Source organism: Marinibium conchae (assembly GCF_015595035.1).
GTDB lineage: Bacteria > Pseudomonadota > Gammaproteobacteria > Enterobacterales > Alteromonadaceae > Glaciecola.
Genome location: NZ_JADNRN010000004.1, coordinates 103,886 through 124,737, shown reverse-complemented (window position 1 = coordinate 124,737; position 20,852 = coordinate 103,886). Strand labels below are relative to the sequence as shown.

Sequence of the window (20,852 nt, the reverse complement as noted above, 5' to 3'; positions counted from 1 at the left end):
TGATCTTAAGCACAATATTTCTAGTGTTAAAAAGGTCAGCAATCACGAGCGACTAATGCTTGAACAAATTAGCTGATGTTTCCGGTCAAATAAAGACAAGGCTGGGTCTACATGGTAGACTGCGCCGCGGGATTTTTGGCTGAGTTAGTAAATGTATTAACTCAGAGTTTGTCTTAAAATCACATTATTTCAACGATATACCATCAAGGGTTTGCTTGCATGCTTCCAGATATTCGTATTGTATTAGTTAACACTAGTCACACAGGCAACATTGGGTCAGCCGCTAGAGCTATGAAAACTATGGGTTTAAGTTCTTTATATCTGGTTGAACCGGTATCTGAGCCTGATGGTAAGTCGAGTGCCCTCGCAGCGGGCGCTGGGGATGTGCTAGCCAATGCCATTATAGTTGATTCACTTGAAGAGGCAGTGAAAGACTGTGGGCTAGTGGTTGGAACATCAGCGCGTTCACGCACTTTGCCGTGGCCCATGCTTAGCCCTAGAGAATGTGGCGAAAAGCTCGTCGTTGAAGCGAAGGAGTATCCTGTCGCTTTAGTATTTGGGCGCGAGAACAATGGGCTTAGCAACGAAGAGCTACAGCAATGCCATTTTCATGTATGTATTCCTGCAAACCCTGATTATAGTTCGCTGAATATTGCTGCTGCCGTACAAACTCTATGCTATGAAATTCGAGTGAACCACCTCGATATAGAAGCTGCTAAATTTGCTCCTTCAGTGGAAGCAGAGTACCCACGCAATGAAGACCTTGAACGCTTTTACGTTCATTTAGAAAAGACACTGCAGCAAACCAGTTTCATTGTCGAAAATCACCCAGGAATAGTCATGACCAAGCTCCGTCGCCTCTTCAATAGAGCGCGACCTGAGAAGCAAGAGCTAAATATTTTACGTGGTATTCTATCGTCAATAGATAAACTTACAGATACAATCGGTAAAGGCAAAGACTAGATCATGTTCAGTAAAGTTAAAGAAGACATCAACAGTGTTTTTCACCGTGACCCTGCTGCTAGAACGACACTTGAAGTGCTGTTTAATTACCCAGGGTTACACGCACTTTGGATGCATCGACTTAGTCATAAATTGTGGTCGTGGGGATTAAAGTGGCTAGCCCGTTTTATCTCCAATGTTTCTCGTTTTCTCACGGGCATTGAAATTCACCCAGGTGCAACTTTAGGCAGGAGAGTTTTTATCGATCATGGCATGGGCGTGGTGATAGGTGAAACAGCTATCGTCGGCGATGACGTGACGCTCTATCATGGTGTTACCCTTGGCGGAACAAGCTGGAAGGCAGGCAAACGTCACCCTACACTTGAAGCTAATGCGGTCATTGGTGCTGGCGCACAAGTACTCGGGCCAATTACAATTGGCAAAAATGCCAGAGTGGGGTCGAACAGTGTGGTTGTTAAGGATGTGCCGGACAATGCAACCTGCGTTGGTATTCCCGGGCGCATTATTATGCAAAAAGAAGATACTAGCCCCCAAGTGGCAAGCAAGCGTAAAGCAATCGCTCAAAAATATGGCTTCGATGCCTATGCCGTGGCAGAAGATAACCCCGATCCTGTAGCAAATGCGATGGGTATCATGCTCGAGCACGTACATCAAATGGATACAAAAGTAGAAGAAATGTGCAAAGTTATTCAGTCTTTGGGCGGCGATGTATGTTCTGAGTCGATTCCTAAACTAGATGTAGAAGATTTTGCTGGGACTGGTATTTCACCGGTGTTGAAGAAGGCTGCTGTAGAGGCTTTCGACCCGCATATTTAATTGGCTGTGTCGATGGGTGAAAATAAAGACGTTAAAATCTATGCAAATTGCAGCATGAAAAACGCGCTTTGATTTACCATTTAAGTGTCAGGTTTTTATACAATTATAGTTGAAAGGAAGTGTAACTAGCTGATTTGTGTTCTGATTATTTGTGGCCCGAGTATTGCTTTACCTAATTTGAATATAAATTATAGGATAAATAGTAATGAAAGTGTTTAAGACTCTTGCCATGATGGTCGCATGCGTGTTTTCAATTAGTAGCTTCGCAAACGTAATCAATGTGGCTGTTATTGGAGACAACACCGGCGGTGCGCAAACTAACGAAGTTATTGCCCAGTTAAACGACAGTTCAGTGTTTAACTTTAATGCTGTTTCGCTTGACCAAAGTGCAATAACAGATGTGACAAGTCTCAACTCATTTGACACCATTATTTTAGGTGGTAGCGGCACTTCTAGAACAGCTTATTCAACTTCAGCGTTAAACGCGGCGTTCGACTTTATGAGTAATGGTGGTGGGGTTGTTACCGCAGGCTGGTGGCACTTCGCAATTCAATCCTTGTCTGGTGCAGCAGATACTTTTGCTCAGGCAATCTCTCCGGCACTAACAACGGGTAGTTATAATTTCTCATCCGGCTCCTCAAGCATCTTGTTTAACAACACAGTCCATCCTATAACCCTTGGAATATCAGATTTCAGTTTTTCTGGTTGTTGCTTGGAAGAACCAAACGGAGTTGACGTTGGTGCAACTGCGCTTGCTCAAAACAATCAAGTAGTTTACCAAGACACCGTCGGGCGTTCTGTTTATTTAGGGCCTGTATATATGTCAAATGGTAGCTACTCAAATGACCAACTAAGAAGCGGCAATGGTGATCAGTTGTTTGAACAAGCCGTCGCTTGGTCTGCAAACGGAACTAGTGTATCTGTATCGTCACCAGCTACAATAGCATTGTTTTTATCTTGTATCCTTTTAGTCCTTATGCGTCGTAAAAAAATGTAGCTTACAACATTTTTTATACACAGGAGCGTAGTCGAATAGATTGTCGCTCCTGTCTTTTGAAATTTAATTATATCCCCCCCAATATTCGCTTATCATATTACTTTTGTTTTCAAACTATTTATCGCATAAAATACTCTGTGTTACTCAATTCAATTGACTGTTTGCAGCAAGCACATCAATCTGGTCAGCGTTCCTGACTCTCAAAAATGAGACTATATTTATGTCATCAATAATAACCTACTAAATTACTAGGTTATATACTTGACAATTTTACTCAGGTATATACAATTCCCACATTAATCAACTGATCAAGCAGGGAACAGTATGAAGCTAACGTCGAAAGGCAGATATGCGGTGACAGCAATGTTAGATGTTGCCTTGCACTCTCGAACAGGCCCTGTTTCTCTAGCTGATATTTCAGAGCGGCAGGAAATATCTTTATCTTATCTAGAGCAATTGTTCTCGCGTCTGCGTAAAGAAGAGCTAGTAACAAGCGTTCGAGGCCCCGGTGGCGGCTATCGTCTGGGTAAAGAAGCTGAACACATCGCGATAGGAGATGTGATCCGAGCTGTAGATGAGTCAGTCGATGCTACTCGTTGTCAGGGTCAGGCTGATTGCCAAGGCGGAGAGAGATGCTTGACACACACTTTGTGGCAAGATCTGAGTGATAGAATCAGTCAGTTTCTCAATAGCATCACAATTGGTGAGCTAATGACAAAAGCTGAAGTAAAAGAAGTTGCTGGGCGCCAAGATACAACTAAGGTGGCAGCAAGCAGTATCGTGAGCGATATTGAAATTAGTATGCAACTCTAATTGGAGCGATAATGAGCAATATTAAGTTACCCATTTATTTAGATTATTCGTCAACAACACCTGTTGACCCTCGTGTCGCTGAAAAGATGAAGGAATGCCTTACGAATGAAGGTAATTTCGGAAACCCCGCTTCACGTTCTCACCATTTTGGTTGGGTTGCAGAAGAAGCAGTTGACATTGCGAGAAATCAAATCGCTGATTTGGTTAATGCTGATCCACGTGAAATTGTTTTCACATCAGGTGCAACAGAATCAAACAACCTTGCGATAAAAGGCGCTGCGACTTTTTATCAAAAACGCGGCAAGCACATTATCACCCTCAAAACCGAGCACAAAGCCGTACTCGATACAACGCGTCAATTAGAGCGAGAAGGGTTCGATGTGACCTATATGTTACCTGAACCAAGCGGTTTGGTTGATCTCGAAAAGCTCAAAGCTGAAATGCGCGACGACACTGTGTTGGTCAGCATCATGCACGTGAACAACGAAATCGGCGTTATTCAAGATATCGAAGCGATAGGTAAAATCTGTCGCGAACGTAAGATCCTGTTTCATGTAGATGCCGCACAAAGCACTGGTAAAGTGCCCATCGATTTGCAAGCACTTCCAGTTGACTTGATGTCTTTTTCGGCCCACAAAACATATGGACCTAAAGGAATAGGAGCGCTGTATGTATCGCGTAAACCTCGGGTACGTATCGAAGCACAAATACATGGTGGCGGGCACGAGCGTGGTATGCGTTCAGGTACGTTAGCAACACATCAGATAGTCGGCATGGGCGAAGCCTTCAGGTTAGCAAAAGAAGAAATGGCTTCTGAAAATGAGCGCATCAAAATGCTTCGCGATAAACTGTACAATGGTGTAAAAGACATCGAAGCAGTTTATCTCAATGGTGATGCTGATAATAGGGTTGCCCACAACCTCAACATTAGTTTTGCATATGTTGAAGGTGAATCACTTATTATGGCACTTAAAGATATGGCAGTGTCTTCTGGTTCAGCATGTACATCAGCAAGTTTGGAGCCATCATACGTATTGCGTGCTTTGGGCCTTAACGATGAATTGGCGCATAGCTCTATCCGCTTCAGCATTGGCCGATTCACAACAGAAGAAGAAATAGACTACGTAATAAATGTGATTCGTAACGCAATCGATAAACTTCGCGAAATGTCTCCTCTATGGGACATGTACAAAGAAGGTATCGACTTAGATTCTGTTGAGTGGACCGCTCACTAGACACAAACGTTGGCTTGCCAACTTTTGTGTGGCAGGCATGAACTACCGTTACCGATAACAACGTCGGAACTGAATGAATTAAAAACACAAGGCAAATATCATGGCTTACAGCGAAAAAGTAATTGACCATTATGAGAATCCTCGCAATGTGGGTGGATTTGATAAAAACGACCCAACAATAGCGACAGGTATGGTCGGCGCACCAGCGTGCGGCGACGTTATGAAGCTTCAATTGAAGGTTGGCGAAAACGGTATCATTGAAGATGCTAAATTTAAAACTTACGGTTGTGGTTCGGCGATCGCATCTAGCTCACTTGTGACCGAGTGGGTAAAAGGCAAGAGCATCGACGAAGCAACATCGATCAAAAACACCGACATTGCCGAAGAGTTGGCCTTGCCACCAGTAAAAATTCACTGTTCAATTCTTGCTGAAGATGCCATTAAAGCCGCTGTTGAAGACTACAAGTCAAAACGAGCAAAGTAATCAGTAAAGGAGTAGGTAGTGGGTATTAAGGTCACTGATGCGGCTGCATCAAGAGCGAAAGCATTCATGGACGGACGAGGGTCTGGTCTGGGTTTACGTTTGGGCGTTAAAACCACTGGCTGCTCTGGGTTAGCATATGTGCTTGAGTTTGTTGATGAGCTCAACGCAGACGACGAGGTGTTTGAAGACAACGGTGTTAAGATCATTATAGACGGCAAAAGCCTTATGTATCTTGACGGTACCGAACTCGACTTCGCCAAAGAAGGCTTAAATGAAGGCTTTCAATTCAACAACCCGAATGCTAATGGCGAATGTGGTTGTGGCGAAAGCTTCAACGTATAAGATCTGACCCAAATGATGGCGCGCGATGACGCGGTGTCGACATTGCAAGTCGTAATCTAAGAGCTCCCTACATAGGTAGCTCTTTTTTTAACTGGCGTTTCATGAGTACTCTATCGCAATTTTATTTCAGGGCCCATCAATGAACTATTTTTCGCTATTTAATTTGCCTGCCGCTTTCACTGTCGATTTAGTGCAGTTAAAACAGCACTACCAAACCTTGCAAAAAATGACGCATCCAGATCGCTTTGCGAATGCCAGTGAACAAGAGAAGCGCATGTATCTAAGTAAAAATGCGCAAATTAATGATGCTTATCAGGTGTTAACGTCACCCGTTAGCCGTGGCGAACATCTATTATCCGTTAGAGGTTTTACATTAGTGGGTGAACAAGAAACGGTGGGGGATGTCAATTTCCTGATGCAGCAAATGGAGTGGCGGGAAGACTTGGAAGCAGCAAATGATATTGCCGCTTTGGATGCTTTGCTAGCAAGTAATGCTGCTAATTTAGCGGCACAAGAAGAAAAAATAGCTGGGCTGCTGAAAGCTGATACTGAACAGGACAACGCTAGTGCTGCTGATGAGCTTCGCAAAATGAAATTTTTAGTTAAGTTAGCATCAGAAATACAAGCTAAAATAGATGCGATTGAAGAATAAAGGGTTGTTATAAATATGGCTTTACTACAAATTGCCGAGCCTGGCCAAAGTGCTGCTCCGCATGAACGTAAAATTGGTATTGGGATCGATTTAGGTACCACTAATTCTCTTGTTAGCGCTGTGAGAAGCGGACAATGTACGACTTTAGCCGATGAGCAGCAACGTCACCTATTGCCCTCAGTTGTTCACTATTCAAGTGAGTCAATAGATGTGGGGTATCACGCGCGAGACAATTCCAACGCCGACCCCAAAAATACCATAATGTCGGTAAAGCGCTTTATGGGAAGAACCTTGAAGGATGTGACATCACACTGGGGAAACCTTCCCTACGAATTTGTTGAAGGCTCCGAGTCTCCTCGCTTTGTCACTCCTCAAGGGGAATTAAATCCTGTACAAATTTCATCACATATTCTTACTGCTCTTAAAGTCCGAGCTGAAGCCAGCTTAGGTGAAGAAGTCACCGGAGCCGTGATTACTGTCCCCGCTTACTTTGACGATGCTCAGCGTCAGGGTACAAAAGACGCTGCCAAGCTATCAGGTTTGAAAGTACTACGCTTACTCAATGAGCCAACCGCAGCGGCTATCGCCTATGGTTTAGATAGTCAAGAGGAAGGCTTGATTGCCGTTTATGATTTAGGCGGTGGCACTTTCGATGTGTCTATTTTGCGCCTCAATAAAGGCGTATTTGAGGTGCTCTCGACTGGTGGTGATTCAGCCTTGGGAGGCGACGATTTTGATCACAAAATCGCGCAATATTTTGCGTCGTCTCTAGGCTTAAGTGAGCAGGAACAAAGGCATAATCACAGAAGGTTAATGAATGCAGGTAAAGCGGCGAAGGAGGCACTCACCGACAACACTGATTACACCTGCCAAATAAGCTTGCTCATTGATAATGAGGAAGTGAACAAAAACCTCTCGATATCATTGGCCCAATTTAATGAACTGATCGCCGACTTAGTGCACAAAACAACGCGCATTTGTAAGCGAGCGCTTAAAGATGCAGAAGTCAGTCTAGATGAGGTCAACAGCATTGTAATGGTGGGCGGATCTACCCGAGTCCCCTTAGTGAGAACAGAGGTTTCCGCCTTCTTCAATAAAGAGGTACTCACCTCAATCGATCCAGATAAAGTGGTGGCTATAGGTGCGGGTATTCAAGCGGATATTCTGGTAGGAAATAAACCCGACAGCGATATGTTGCTGCTAGATGTGTTGCCTTTATCGCTTGGTATTGAAACCATGGGTGGATTGGTTGAAAAGATTATTCCGCGCAACACCACAATACCCGTTGCTAAAGCCCAAGAGTTTACTACTTTTAAAGACGGGCAAACGGCAATGATGGTTCATGTGTTACAAGGTGAGCGAGAGTTGGTTGAGGATTGTCGGTCATTAGCCAAATTTAGCCTTAGTGGTATTCCACCAATGACGGCTGGCGCTGCTCATATTCGGGTGACCTTTCAGGTCGATGCCGATGGCTTACTGAACGTGACGGCCATGGAAAAGTCGAGCGGTGTTCAAGCTGAGATTCAAGTAAAGCCATCCTATGGTCTGGAGGAATCAGAAATCTTGAATATGCTTCAGTCTAGTGTGCAAAACGCAAAACAAGACATGCAGGCGCGAATGTTGAAAGAACAACAAGTCGAAGCAAGCAGGGTATTAGAAGCCATGCAATCAGCACTTGCTGAAGATGGCGACGAATTACTCTCACCTGAAGAGCGAAAAGCCATTGATAACTCATTATTTGCGATGGTAGATGCAGCCAAAATGGGCGATGCTGACGCGATAAAAAAGGCGATTGAAGCCGTTGATAAATTAAGCCAAGCTTTCGCTGCACGAAGAATGGACAAGTCTATTCAGCAAGCGCTAGCGGGCCATTCTGTAGATGATATTTAGATTAGGAAGATAAGATGCCACAAGTAATATTTTTACCCCACGAAGAATTATGTCCGGATGGCGCTGTACTTGAGGGTGACAAAGGTACATCGGTACTCGACCTTGCGCTAAAAAACGGTATTGGAATCGAACATGCCTGTGAGAAAGTGTGTGCTTGTACGACTTGTCATATTATTGTGAGAGAAGGCTTTGATTCGCTAGCCGAGTCGGACGAACTCGAAGATGACTTGCTAGATAAAGCTTGGGGTTTGGAGCCGGATTCACGTCTAGGCTGCCAAGCTATAATCAGTGATGAAGATTTAGTTGTGGAAATACCCAAATACACGATTAATCACGCTAGCGAAGACCATTAGCAAGGAACGATGCGCTTGGCTATTAGGTAGTAGCTCGGTTCATCGTTAATTGCTGAGTGCTATTGAGGCCACTTTCAATGTAAAGGGGCCTTTTTGTTTTTGGGTGATCATTATCCCAACTTGCGCAATGTCATCCCAAGCTAATTTTTCAGCGTCGCGCACCGTTCGGCCTCTCCATACGGCTACAAAATCGTTTAATTCGAACTCGTGCTCAGTCATTTCACCCTCTTTACTTTGAAAGCCTGCAGCATAAGAAACGCCATCCATATACTTACTGGTTCTGAAGCGAAGTTGATAATATTGACCGTCACCTAAGACCTTAATTTTTACTTTGGCGGGCTTACTCTCGTTATTAAGTGCCTTTGTGGTAGGGGTCCAAAGGCGCCGTACGGAAGCAAAGCCACCATTATTTTCCAGAGATAAATTACCTGAAAATACGCCGAAATCATCCTCCAAATAAATGGTTGACGTCGACACTCCTCCCATAACTGAATCATTCACTCTTGCCCACCTACCCGCGTGCTCGGGTTTGTCGAAGGTGATAAGGTTTGGGCCATTATTAGTGCCAGCCTCGTTTCGTGCATGTAATTCTGAATGAATAAGTGGAATCATGGCTAGTAATGTACTCATGAGTATTGCTGAAAAATAGCGAGTGCCCATTGCTCTCTCCCTTAGTGCAGTAGTTTTTATACTCACTAGGGGGGATGTGGTTCATTTGTTCTGCCATAACTTCGCATTTATTTTGCACAAAAGGTGGGATTTTGTTGCTATCTTCTTTATAATCGCGCGAATTTTAAAATTAGCAAACTGGAAGAATTAACCATGGCTTTAGAACGTACTTTTTCAATCATTAAACCCGACGCTGTAGCAAAAAATGTTATCGGTGCAATCTATAACCGTTTCGAATCTGCGGGTTTGCGCATCGTTGCTTCTAAAATGGTTCACATGAGCAAAGAACAAGCTGAAGGCTTTTACGCTGAACATAGCGAGCGTCCTTTCTTTGGTGCTTTGGTAAGCTTCATGACATCTGGCCCTGTGATGGTTCAAGTGCTTGAAGGTGATAATGCAGTTGTGAAAAACAGAGAAATCATGGGTGCAACTAATCCGGCTGAAGCCGCAGCTGGCACATTACGTGCAGATTATGCTGAGTCAATTGACGAAAACGCATGTCATGGTTCTGACGCGCCAGAATCTGCAGCACGCGAAATTGCGTACTTCTTCTCAGACGAAGAGATTTGCCCACGCACTCGCTAAGCAAACGAAGTAATTCATCAAGGGAGCTTCGGCTCCCTTTTTAGTTTTAAGCTCAAGCAATAGTTAAATTGGGCTTTGCGTTGAATAATAAAAATATGAACGTGAACTAGGTAAAATCGCGTATACTTAGCTTAATAGCGCTAGCTATTAACATTCGAAGCATTCGAAGTTTAATTGCCAAGACCAGCGTTCATTTGAAATTTGTGATAGAGGTAAAAAATGTCGGCCAGCAGTGTACAAACAGTAACAAGCGAGAGCGTTGAAGCTCAAAAGAAAGTCAATTTGTTGAATTTTGACCGCCAAGGCTTGCGCGACTACTTTGCCTCCATCAATGAAAAGCCATTTCGAGCGGATCAGCTGATGAAATGGATTTATCAAATGGGCGAATCAGATTTTGATCAAATGAGTAATTTGAACAAAAACCTCAAAGCAAAGTTAAAAGAACTCTGCATTATTGAAGCGCCAACAATCTCTCAGCATCAGCAAGCTTCTGACGGCACAATTAAATTTGCATTGATGCTGGATGGTGGCCAAGAAGTAGAGACCGTTTGGATACCCGAAACTGACCGCGCAACGCTCTGCGTTTCCTCCCAAGTAGGTTGTGCGCTCGAATGTACTTTTTGCTCTACCGCACAACAAGGCTTTAATCGCAATCTATCGGTAGCCGAAATTATTGGTCAAGTTTGGCGTGTAGCGACCTTTATTGGCCTATCCAAAGATACTTCACAGAGACCCATCACCAATGTCGTCATGATGGGGATGGGGGAGCCGTTACTAAACCTTAAAAATGTTGTGCCTGCGATGCGCATCATGCTGGACGACTTCGGCTTTGGCTTGTCGAAACGCAGAGTGACCTTAAGTACATCTGGAGTTGTGCCAGCTCTTGATATGCTAGGCGACCAAATTGATGTGGCTCTTGCAATTTCTCTGCATGCACCAGATAACAAACTTAGAGATGAAATTGTACCGGTTAATAAAAAATACCCGATTGACGTTTTTCTAGCAGGCGTTCGTCGCTATTTGGAAAAGTCTAAGGCGAACCAAGGCAAGGTAACTGTCGAATATGTTATGTTGAGTAATATAAATGATAGTACCGATCAAGCACACGAATTAGCAAAAGTACTCAAAGATACCCCGAGTAAGATAAACCTGATACCCTTTAATCCTTACCCTGGCTCTCCTTACGTGTGTTCTAGCAATTCTCGTATGGATCGTTTTGCCAAGGTGCTTATGGACTACGGCTTCACCGTTGTTGTTCGAAAAACCCGCGGTGACGATATCGATGCAGCATGTGGGCAGTTAGTCGGTGACGTAGTTGATCGAACCAAAAGACTATTAAAAAAACAGATGAACGGAAAGCCAATTTCGGTAAAAATAGCGGAATAGTAATCATTTGAAGGAGCGAAAGTGACCATGTTGAAAAAGCCACTAGCGACACTGTTATTACTGTCTTTCACAGCGACACTTTTAACAGCTTGTGTTTCGGAGCCTCGAGATCCAGCCTTTGCCGGCGCTGAAGCTGTTGATGAAGATGAAGCGTCGAAAACACGTGTGAGTTTGGGTCTTACCTATCTAAGGACAGGCGATTTTACACGCGCAAAAGCGAATTTGGATAAGGCCTTGGAGTTTGCTCCGCGCTCGGCGAATGCTAACTTCGCAATGGCGTATTATTATCAGCAAGTTGACGAGATTGATTTGGCCGATGACTATTACAATCGTGCGATTCGCTACGACTCAGACAACGCAGATATTATCAATTCATATGGTGCTTTTCTATGTGAGCAAGGCGACTATAAAAGAGCTAAGTCGTATTTCCTAAAAGCAGTTAACAATAAAAGTTACATTTCTACAGCCGAGACATATGAGAACCTTGCTATTTGTGCTCAAAGCCAAGGTTTGCCGCAAGAAGCCTTAGGGCATTTTCAGTCAGCATTGAATCACCAGCCTACGAGGGGCAGAAGCTTGTTTTTGCTTGCTCAACAACAGGCTGAGCTCGGTGACTACGTTGAAGCGAAAAAGACATTATGGAAATACGACAGGATAGCTCGGGTATCGCCGCAATCCTTGTGGTTGTCTTACCAAATAGCCAAGGGCTTAGGGGATACACAAGCCGCTTTGGGCTATGGTGAAATCTTAAAGAGTATGTTCCCTGACGATCCTAATACCCGTAAATTTAAAGAGGAAATGGGTGAGTTTCAGCCGACGGTAAGAGTTACTTCGAAGCGCAAAATACAACTACCAGTAAATCCAGTCGACATTAGCAGCACAAACGCTGCGAATGCCGCAGTTGTCACAGCCGCTGAAAACACAACACAAGCAAGCCTTGATTTACTTAGTGATACACTGGTCGATAGTATTGATGAGCCCATTACCGTCGATGCTGAGACTGTCGTAGTTGCGACCACAAAAGATAATCTCATAGACAAGCCCACAGACAACCCGACAGACAATATAACGGGCGACGTAACAGACAGTGCAACACAAACTAGCGTTGATTTGCTTGGCGATGAACAAGCCCTTAGTGTTGACGTGTCAACCACTGTCGATGTTGCGAATACTGCGGCCGTGACAACGTCAAACAGTCTATCAGAGACTGCAACACAAACTGGTACCGAGTTGCCTAGCGACGAGCAGGCCGTTATTGTTGAAGCGCCTACTACCGTCGATGTACCTACCACAGAGGCAATAATCGCCGCAGTTGAGTCGCGTTTTGCATCAGCATCCTCAGCTCAAGTTGAAAAGACGACGAAAGTCATCGAGCCTGAACTTTCTGCTGCCGACTCGGCCCTTGAAAAGCTAGAATCAGAAAACAAGATTGATACACAAAGCCAAGCGGTGGTTGAACAAGCGGCTGAGGTTTTAGAAGGCCTTGCTCAAACGGTTGAAGATACGGCAGAGCAACTTGATGACATGGCGTCTGATGAAAACTATGCTGCACGAGAAGCGGAATTGGAAGCTGCTTTTTTGAATACTGAGAGTGAACCAAAAGCGGAGACTGTTGCCGAAGATGGTTCAGCCGAACAAGCAGCAACAAACGCTATCGCATCAACAAATGATGTGACGAGTGAAGCATTGCAAGATGCTTTATTTCATGTTGTCGCACCCAAGGAAAACTTGTATCAAATATCACTTCGATACAACGTTAAAATGAAGTATCTAATGCAATGGAACGACCTAGAGGATGCATCCTCTATTAGAATCGGTACCAAATTGCGGGTAAAGGACCCAAATACAAATGACTGATGAACATAGCAATAAAAAAGAAGCGACGGTAGAGTCGACAAACGCTACACCAGGTCAAGAATTACGAAAAGGTCGTGAGGCAATGGGCTTAACTCAGCAACAGGTTGCTGACAGACTCCATTTGCGTCTCAATGACATCCAAGATATTGAAGCAGATATCTCTAAACCGGGAGTGTCGATAACCTTTACTAAAGGTTATGTGCGCATTTATGCAAAACTGTTGGGTATGGTGGCAGAGCCATTATTGGAAGCTTTCGACGTGTTACACCATGGCGAAAAACAACCTGCAAAGCTACAAAGTTTTTCTCAGCGTGTCGCAAAGCAAGCCAATGACGATCGTTGGATGATGGTGACCTACTTGATCGTGTTTCTGGTGTTGGCATCTCTCGTTATTTGGTGGTTTCAACAAGCGGATTCTGATGATAAGTCGCTCATGGATCGCTTTTCATGGTTTAGTAGTGTTGAAAGCGAGCAAGTAGCTGAAGAAGGCGAGCTCGTTTCCGTTTTAAATGATAATGACACGCTCGAGGAGCTACCCAACGCAAACCTTCCCGACGAATTAGCCGTGCCCGAAAGCGCATTTGATGGTCTTATTGAGCAACCAAATTCTGCCCAAGACGAAGTTGAGCAAAATGCCGATGATATCAGCGATAGCATGAGTCAAAACGTAAATGACGCTCAAGATAATGTGGTCGAGTTAGCTGACCAAGTGAATGATGAGTTGTTGTCTTCAATGAATGAGACGGCTACTACAATTGAAGACGCTGATGAGCTTGCCACTATTGATGCTCCTGTTGTTGAGGTAAGCCGTGAGAGTTTTGGTGATATCGGCGATTACCAAATGTACGATAACGGCACGGTTGATGTCGTTTTTACCTTTTCAGAAGATTGTTGGTTGCAGGTAACCGACGCTACTTCAGATGTTAAAGCTGTGGGTGTTAAGGTGAAAGGGCGAGTAATGCCTATAACGGGGGTGCCGCCTATTTCTGTAAATATGTGTCCGCCCGAGTATGTGCAAATTAACTTTGCTGGTAAAGACGTTGATTTATCATCTTATACTCGGGGTGTGCCGGTTAAATTTGAATTATCTGTTACGGGTGAATAATGTTTTCTGATTCTCCAATTATTCGACGAAAGTCGACGCGAATTAATGTCGGCAGCGTGCCTATTGGTGATGGTGCGCCCATAGCTGTGCAGTCCATGACCAATACACCGACCACCGACGTAGCTGCAACGGTTGATCAAATTAACCGCATACAAGCGGTTGGTGGCGAAATTGTGCGTGTTTCAGTGCCCACAATGGAGGCAGCGGAGGCGTTTAAGCAAATCAAACAGCAGGTATCGGTGCCTTTGGTTGCAGATATCCACTTTGACTATCGCATTGCACTTAAGGTTGCTGAATACGGCGTCGATTGTTTGCGCATTAACCCAGGTAATATCGGTAATATGGAGCGTGTACGCTCAGTGGTTGACTGTGCAAAAGACAAAAATATTCCCATTCGTATTGGCGTAAATGGCGGATCTTTGGAGAAGGATATTCAAGAAAAATATACTGAACCCACCGCTGAAGCCTTGGTTGAATCGGCAATGCGGCATGTGGATATTCTCGATAAGCTTAACTTCGATCAGTTCAAGGTGAGCGTTAAAGCCTCAGATGTTTTCTTAGCCGTTGGAGCTTATCGTTTGTTGGCCTCAAAAATTGAGCAACCGCTACATCTAGGAATTACTGAAGCAGGTGGTTTCCGCTCGGGCGCAGTAAAGAGTGCAGTGGGTCTGGGTATGCTTCTAGCTGAGGGGATTGGAGACACTATTCGTATTTCCCTAGCAGCTGACCCAGTAGAAGAAATAAAAGTAGGTTTCGATATTCTTAAGTCTTTGCGGATCCGATCCCGAGGTATTAATTTTATTGCGTGTCCTAGTTGCTCACGTCAAGAGTTTGATGTTATCTCTACGGTTAACGCGCTTGAGGAAAGGGTAGAAGATATACTCACACCTATGGACGTATCTATCATTGGTTGTGTCGTGAACGGCCCTGGCGAGGCAGAAGTGTCAGACCTTGGTTTAACGGGTGCCAGAAACATGAGTGGCTTCTATCTTGATGGTCAGCGTCAGCGTGAACGCTTGGCAAATAATGACTTAGTCGACCAGCTCGAGAAGAAAATTCGGGCCAAGGCAGCTGCCCTAGATGAAAAAAACCGCATTGCCGTCACGCAAGTGGCAAAATAGTTGATTAAAGCCCTTTTAAAGGGCTTTTACATTTTACCCCGCCCAACAACTTCTTTATAATGCTGGGCTACTTTCATTAATCATAGAGACAGCAGTGGCAAAGACGATTCAAGCAATTCGAGGTATGAATGACTGCCTACCATCACAAACCAGCATTTGGCAGTTTATTGAAGCTAACATACGTCAGGTTGTTGCTAACTATGGTTATCAAGAAATACGCACGCCAATTGTTGAAAGCACCGACTTATTTAAGCGCTCTATCGGCGAGGTTACCGACATCGTCGAAAAAGAAATGTATAGCTTTGATGATCGCAATGGTGACAGTCTAACACTCCGTCCGGAAGGAACAGCATGCTGTGTTCGTGCTGGCAATGAACATGGGTTGTTATATAACCAACAGCAGCGTTTGTGGTATATGGGGCCAATGTTTCGTCATGAACGCCCGCAAAAAGGGCGTTATCGCCAGTTTCATCAGTTTGGTGTTGAGGCTTATGGTTTAGAAGGCCCTGACATTGATGTAGAGATGATTCTTATTGGTGCACGATTATGGAAGGCCTTTGGCATTGAAGGCCAAGTTGAACTGCAAATAAATTCGCTTGGATCGGCTGAAGCTAGGGCAAAGTACAAAGCTGTTTTGGTTGAGTTTTTACAACAACATCACGATAAGCTTGACGAAGATAGTCAGCGTCGTTTGTTAACTAACCCTCTGCGCGTTCTTGATAGTAAAAACCCTGATGTTCAGAGCATTGTAAAAAATGCACCCAAGCTGATAGATCATCTTGATGAAGAGTCTCAACAGCATTTTTCACTTTTATGTGAACGTTTAGACAATTTAGGTATCGAATACACAGTAAACCCAAGTCTTGTTAGGGGCTTGGATTATTATAATCGCACTGTTTTTGAGTGGGTAACCACACTATTAGGTGCTCAGGGTACAGTTTGTGCTGGTGGGCGTTACGATGGTTTGGTCGAGCAACTTGGCGGAAAGTCTAGCCCTGCGGTCGGTTTTGCGATGGGACTTGAGCGTCTTGTATTATTAGTCGAAAGTCTCAATCTGCCAAATATTCACAAACAGGGTGTTGATATATATTTAATGGCGATGGGCGAGAGTGCACAGCGCTCTTTAGCTAATATTGCAGAAGCGGTTCGAAATACAAACCCTTCTTTACGAGTGCAACAACATTGTGGCGCAGGTAATTTCAAGAAACAAATGAAAAAAGCGCTTGCGTCAAAGGCCAAATTAGCGCTAATTGTCGGCGATGACGAGCTGGAAAATAACACCGTTACGGTGAAGTTTTTGGCAGAAGACAAAGAACAAATAAACCTAGAGATGGCTAAGCTAGCATCGCTAGGTAGCATGATATAACGATAATCACTAGTGCCAGCAAGTTAGCTAGTAATTTATTTTAAACAGATTTAAGCAGTAGGCTCAGAGGATAAAGATGGAACGTTACGAAACTGAAGAACAACAAGTTGAAGCGATCAAAAGTTTTTTTAAAGAAAATGGAATAGCCATTGGTGTTGGAATCGTTCTTGGTCTTGGCGGCTTAGGTGCTTGGCAATGGTATGGTAACAAGGTGATTACCGACAAAGAGACTGCTTCCATCGCCTTCCAAGAATCTATTGAAAAGTTAAATGCTGAAGACGGTCTTGCGGCTGTCGAAAGCTTTGCGAAAGAGTCGGGTAACAATGGCTACTCTGTTTTGGCCAGTCTAATGGCTGCGCAGAAAGCGGTTGAGGCGAAAAACTTTGAATCGGCTAAATCACATTTAAATATGGCTGTTGAGAACTCGCCCAGCGTAGCGATATCTGATCTTGCCAAAATACGCTTAGCAAGAGTTGAACATGCCTTGGGTGATAGCTCAGCGGCGCTATCTACACTCGACTCTGTAGCTAGCGAGGCCTATGCTGGTCAAGTGAATGAAGTTAAAGGTGACATTTACGTTGCTACTCAAGACTTCGATAAAGCGAAACAAGCCTACGATTCAGTGTTAAGCAGTCAACCGACTAATAGGTTGGTAGAAATGAAGCTGAGTAATCTAAATTTCGCAGCAATTCAAAGCTCAGGTGATGCTAGTGAAGAATAAGTTAATTATTGCGGCCTTAGCTTTATCGCTTTCCGGTTGTGCCAGCATATCAGATTGGTTTGCAGATGAAGAAGAACTCGAAGTTCGTCGCCTGAAGCCAATTGAAGCAAGCTTCAACCCATCCATTAAATGGGACATTGAAGTTGGAGATGGCGTTTACGATTATTTTTCTCGCCTAACGCCGGTTGCTGCTTACGATAAAGTGTTTGCCGCTAGTCGCGATGGTTTAGTTGTGGCGGTTGATCCTAACAGTGGTAAGACCCTGTGGGAACAAGACTTCGCTAACTACGATAACTACAGTTTACGAAAAGCGCTTCTTTGGTATTCGAACAGAGCTGTTTCTGCCAAAATTTCCGGTGGTTTAGTTGCTGCGTACAATAGCGTATTTTTCGGCACCGAAGATGGCTATGTCTATTCTCTGAATGAAGCTACGGGTGAAGTGAATTGGAAAGTGAGTGTTCCCGGTGAAGTAATAGCTCCTCCTGCAGTAGATGGCGGTGTAGTGTTGGTAAATACGACATCGGGTCAGCTTATTGCGTTAAACCCCTCTGATGGCGTTCAGCGCTGGGTAAACGAAACTGATGTACCACCTTTGAGTTTGCGTGGCGTTTCTGCCCCAGCCGCAGACAGTGGTGGCGCAATCATAGGTACGCCAGCGGGAAAGCTTCAAGTGAGTATTCTTGAAACGGGCTTAGTTGCTTGGGAAACTCAAATAGCATCTCCGTCTGGTGCCACGGAACTCGAGCGTATCGTTGATATCGATGTCAAACCGCTCGTGTTCGGCGGAAATGTTTACGTTATTTCTTACAATGGTGCTTTGTCTGCTGTTGAATTGAGGACTGGCCAAGTTGTTTGGACTAGAGAGTATAGCTCGTACAGAAATGTCTCCATTGCAGGCAATCGACTATTTGTTGTCGATAAAGAGAGCCAGCTTTTTGCTATTGATCGCCGAAGCGGCGTTGAGATGTGGTCGAACGTAGTGCTCAAAGGTCGCAACATTACCGCTGCTACGCCACATGGAGATTACGTTGTTGTGGGTGATGAATACGGCTTTGTTCATTACTTCAGTCAAGACGAAGGCAAACTAGTAGCTCGCATTGCTGTAGGCGATGACGATGAAGAAGAAGGCATTTATGTAGAACCTGTAAGTGCCGATGATGTTTTATATGTGCAAACACGCGATGGCAAGTTAGCGGCTGTTGTAAAGCCATAATACGCTCGTAGTGAAAGTACTTTTTTATACGCCAATGGATTGCCGTTGGCGTTTTTTGTAGAGGCAAAAAAATGTTACCTGTCGTGGCCCTTGTTGGCCGTCCAAATGTTGGCAAATCTACTTTGTTCAACCGACTCACCAATACCAGAGATGCATTGGTTGCTGATTTTCCCGGGCTGACGAGGGATCGCAAATATGGGCCAGCCAAGTTCGAGGCCCGAAGTTTTATCGTTGTCGATACTGGCGGAATAACGGGCGATGAAGAAGGTATTGATGCTGCGATGGCAGAACAGTCTTTATTGGCTATCGACGAAGCTGATGTTGTTCTTTTCTTAGTTGATGCAAGGGCTGGGCTTACGCCTGACGATATTGGTATTGCTGAGCATCTTCGCAAACAGAATAAAGCGATGTATTTGGTTGCCAACAAAGTCGATGGAATTGATGGTGATAGCGAGAGTGCTGACTTTTACAAGTTAGGCTTTAATGAGGTATTACAGATTGCCGCTGCTCATGGTCGAGGCGTATCGCAGCTTATGACACATGTGCTTGAGCCTCTTGCCAAAAGCTTCCCCGACATGGCGATTGTTGAAGAAGAGTTTGATGAAGAAGAAGATGCCGAAACGAAGCTAAAGCGATTACAAGACTCACCTATCAAGCTCGCAATAGTGGGTAAGCCAAATGTAGGTAAGTCTACGCTGACGAATCGAATTTTAGGTGAAGATCGTGTGGTTGTTTATGACCAGCCCGGCACTACGAGAGACAGTATCTTCGTTCCAATGGAGCGTGAAGGCCGAGAGTATGTATTGATCGATACTGCAGGTGTTCGCAAACGCAAGAAAATTTCCGAGGCTGTCGAAAAGTTTTCAATAGTCAAAACCCTGCAAGCCATCGAAGAAGCTAATGTGGTCTTATTAGTCATAGATGCCAGAGAAGGGATTACTGATCAGGACTTATCGCTTCTAGGTTTTGTCTTGAACTCTGGTAGATCACTAGTCTTGGCCGTCAACAAGTGGGATGGTCTTGAAAAACACGTAAAGGAAGAAATAAAACGGGAACTCGACCGACGCCTAGGCTTTGTTGACTTCGCTCGTTTACATTTTATTTCAGCCCTGCATGGAACTGGCGTTGGACACTTGTTTGAATCAGTGCAAGAGGCATACGCTTCAGCCACTCAGCGAATTAATACGTCAATGCTGACTCAGATTATGGAGATGGCACAAGTCGATCATCAGCCGCCTTTACTTCGAGGTCGCAGAGTAAAGATGAAATATGCCCATGCTGGTGGTTACAACCCTCCGGTTATCGTGATACACGGGAATCAAGTATCTGATTTACCAGAGTCATATAAACGCTATCTCATGAACTACTATCGTAAAGCACTCAAAACAATGGGTACACCTATTAGGATAGAGTTTAAAGAAGGCGCGAATCCTTTCGAAGGTAAGAAAAACAAGCTTACCCTAGCGCAAGAGCGCAAGCGTAAACGCCTGATGACTTTTCATAAGAAGAAGTAGTCGTCAAGTCGTCTTACGATAAATAAGAAGATCAAAGAGCCTCGTTGTGAAACAAGGCTTTTTTTGTTTTATTGTAAATCACCGGACAGCGACTGCATGCTGGATGTTTTGAAAAGTAGAACTAAGTCTGATTTTACTCCAATGACATCTAAAATTTGATTGAAAGTATATGTAAACTATCCCCTTGGTTCCATTTTTGTATACAGTTTACTAAAAGGTTTACATAAACTGCACTAGAACCTACATTTGTTGCGTATTTTACTTAAAACGGAACAATAAACATGAAAACTCAAATAAGCCATCCACTTAAATCAATCACTCTTGCTGGCTCATTAGCACTAGCCTCTCTTATAAGCTTACCTGCCTCTGCTGAGGGTGGTTCAGTTCATCATAGCGGGCAAGCGAGCAAGCATACAGTGTTGTCTACTGCGCATGGTGTTGGTAATAGCGCGAAAGTAGCCAGCGCTGTTGTTGCCGTGCCGATAATCGTCAGTGGTGGTCTTAGTCTAGCGGCAGGAAGCGCCGCGACAGCGGTAGGTGAATCAATCGGTGATAGCGCACAAAATATCTCAACACATCATAAGCACACCGAGGCAAATCAGCCTCTTTATATTACCGAGATTACGGTTACAGCAGATCCCGCGCCTAACCAAATAGGCAAGGAAGCAAACGATAGAATCGACACTAACAACAATAGCCCAAAATTAAAAAGCAAAATTACTACCACTGAACTGAAGCAAACGACGGTTATTAAAGAACAAAACTAAGTT

At 44.2% G+C, this 20,852-nt stretch carries 21 protein-coding genes; 20 read left to right on the top strand and 1 reads right to left on the bottom strand.

What is annotated here, in order from left to right:
• Window positions 1–219 precede the first annotated feature (219 nt).
• From trmJ to fdx, 10 genes are all read left to right on the top strand, one after another.
• On the top strand, window positions 220–963 hold the full coding sequence (trmJ, locus tag ISG33_RS15480) for a tRNA (cytosine(32)/uridine(32)-2'-O)-methyltransferase TrmJ (protein ID WP_195734543.1): 744 nt from the start codon (window positions 220–222) through the stop codon (window positions 961–963).
• Between the two features lie 3 nt (window positions 964–966).
• On the top strand, window positions 967–1,779 hold the full coding sequence (gene cysE / locus ISG33_RS15475; RefSeq protein WP_195734542.1) for a serine O-acetyltransferase: 813 nt from the start codon (window positions 967–969) through the stop codon (window positions 1,777–1,779).
• 205 nt (window positions 1,780–1,984) lie between these two features.
• On the top strand, window positions 1,985–2,776 hold the full coding sequence (locus ISG33_RS15470) for a hypothetical protein (RefSeq protein WP_195734541.1): 792 nt from the start codon (window positions 1,985–1,987) through the stop codon (window positions 2,774–2,776).
• A gap of 324 nt (window positions 2,777–3,100) precedes the next feature.
• The gene (iscR, locus tag ISG33_RS15465) at window positions 3,101–3,589 is read left to right on the top strand and encodes a Fe-S cluster assembly transcriptional regulator IscR (RefSeq protein WP_195734540.1); all 489 of its coding nucleotides are present in this window, start codon (window positions 3,101–3,103) and stop codon (window positions 3,587–3,589) included.
• Between the two features lie 11 nt (window positions 3,590–3,600).
• Window positions 3,601–4,824, top strand: a complete 1,224-nt coding sequence (locus ISG33_RS15460; protein ID WP_305040893.1) for an IscS subfamily cysteine desulfurase — start codon at window positions 3,601–3,603, stop codon at window positions 4,822–4,824.
• A 100-nt stretch (window positions 4,825–4,924) separates the two neighbouring features.
• Window positions 4,925–5,308: a Fe-S cluster assembly scaffold IscU gene (iscU, locus tag ISG33_RS15455; RefSeq protein WP_195734539.1), complete on the top strand. Its 384-nt coding sequence runs from the start codon at window positions 4,925–4,927 to the stop codon at window positions 5,306–5,308.
• 18 nt (window positions 5,309–5,326) lie between these two features.
• Complete coding sequence (gene iscA / locus ISG33_RS15450) at window positions 5,327–5,650, top strand: iron-sulfur cluster assembly protein IscA (protein WP_195734538.1); 324 nt, start codon at window positions 5,327–5,329, stop codon at window positions 5,648–5,650.
• Between the two features lie 139 nt (window positions 5,651–5,789).
• A complete protein-coding gene (hscB, locus tag ISG33_RS15445; RefSeq protein ID WP_195734537.1) occupies window positions 5,790–6,302 on the top strand; it encodes a Fe-S protein assembly co-chaperone HscB in 513 nt (170 codons plus the stop codon).
• A 15-nt stretch (window positions 6,303–6,317) separates the two neighbouring features.
• Window positions 6,318–8,192: a Fe-S protein assembly chaperone HscA gene (gene hscA / locus ISG33_RS15440; RefSeq protein WP_195734536.1), complete on the top strand. Its 1,875-nt coding sequence runs from the start codon at window positions 6,318–6,320 to the stop codon at window positions 8,190–8,192.
• Between the two features lie 14 nt (window positions 8,193–8,206).
• Window positions 8,207–8,545 (top strand): ISC system 2Fe-2S type ferredoxin, encoded by a 339-nt coding sequence (fdx, locus tag ISG33_RS15435; protein ID WP_195734535.1) that lies wholly within the window; start codon window positions 8,207–8,209, stop codon window positions 8,543–8,545.
• Window positions 8,546–8,590: 45 nt separating this feature from the next.
• Here the strand turns inward: fdx and ISG33_RS15430 are convergent, their stop codons facing one another.
• Window positions 8,591–9,205, bottom strand: a complete 615-nt coding sequence (locus ISG33_RS15430) for a CIA30 family protein (RefSeq protein WP_195734534.1) — start codon at window positions 9,203–9,205, stop codon at window positions 8,591–8,593.
• A 162-nt stretch (window positions 9,206–9,367) separates the two neighbouring features.
• Here ISG33_RS15430 and ndk point away from each other — a divergent pair, with 162 nt between their 5' ends.
• The 10 genes from ndk to ISG33_RS15380 all read left to right on the top strand — a co-directional run bounded on the left by ndk (window position 9,368) and on the right by ISG33_RS15380 (window position 20,849).
• Complete coding sequence (gene ndk, locus ISG33_RS15425; RefSeq protein ID WP_195734533.1) at window positions 9,368–9,799, top strand: nucleoside-diphosphate kinase; 432 nt, start codon at window positions 9,368–9,370, stop codon at window positions 9,797–9,799.
• Window positions 9,800–10,018: 219 nt separating this feature from the next.
• The gene (gene rlmN, locus ISG33_RS15420; protein WP_195734532.1) at window positions 10,019–11,185 is read left to right on the top strand and encodes a dual-specificity RNA methyltransferase RlmN; all 1,167 of its coding nucleotides are present in this window, start codon (window positions 10,019–10,021) and stop codon (window positions 11,183–11,185) included.
• A 27-nt stretch (window positions 11,186–11,212) separates the two neighbouring features.
• Entirely contained in the window at window positions 11,213–13,042 is a 1,830-nt protein-coding gene (gene pilW / locus ISG33_RS17130) for a type IV pilus biogenesis/stability protein PilW (protein WP_229333657.1), read from the top strand.
• A complete protein-coding gene (locus tag ISG33_RS15410; protein WP_195734531.1) occupies window positions 13,035–14,147 on the top strand; it encodes a RodZ domain-containing protein in 1,113 nt (370 codons plus the stop codon). Before pilW ends, ISG33_RS15410 begins: the two co-directional genes overlap by 8 nt.
• Window positions 14,147–15,268, top strand: coding sequence for a flavodoxin-dependent (E)-4-hydroxy-3-methylbut-2-enyl-diphosphate synthase (gene ispG, locus ISG33_RS15405; protein ID WP_195734530.1), 1,122 nt, complete (start codon window positions 14,147–14,149; stop codon window positions 15,266–15,268). The genes ISG33_RS15410 and ispG overlap by 1 nt, the downstream gene beginning before the upstream one ends.
• A gap of 94 nt (window positions 15,269–15,362) precedes the next feature.
• Window positions 15,363–16,634, top strand: a complete 1,272-nt coding sequence (gene hisS, locus ISG33_RS15400) for a histidine--tRNA ligase (protein WP_195734529.1) — start codon at window positions 15,363–15,365, stop codon at window positions 16,632–16,634.
• Window positions 16,635–16,710: 76 nt separating this feature from the next.
• Window positions 16,711–17,355, top strand: a complete 645-nt coding sequence (locus ISG33_RS15395) for a YfgM family protein (RefSeq protein ID WP_195734528.1) — start codon at window positions 16,711–16,713, stop codon at window positions 17,353–17,355.
• A complete protein-coding gene (gene bamB, locus ISG33_RS15390) occupies window positions 17,339–18,568 on the top strand; it encodes an outer membrane protein assembly factor BamB (protein ID WP_195734527.1) in 1,230 nt (409 codons plus the stop codon). Before ISG33_RS15395 ends, bamB begins: the two co-directional genes overlap by 17 nt.
• A gap of 71 nt (window positions 18,569–18,639) precedes the next feature.
• Entirely contained in the window at window positions 18,640–20,082 is a 1,443-nt protein-coding gene (der, locus tag ISG33_RS15385) for a ribosome biogenesis GTPase Der (RefSeq protein WP_195734526.1), read from the top strand.
• Window positions 20,083–20,363: 281 nt separating this feature from the next.
• Window positions 20,364–20,849 carry a hypothetical protein gene (locus ISG33_RS15380; protein ID WP_195734525.1) on the top strand — a complete coding sequence of 162 codons (486 nt, stop codon included), beginning with the start codon at window positions 20,364–20,366 and terminating at the stop codon, window positions 20,847–20,849.
• The last annotated feature ends 3 nt before the right edge of the window (window positions 20,850–20,852 follow it).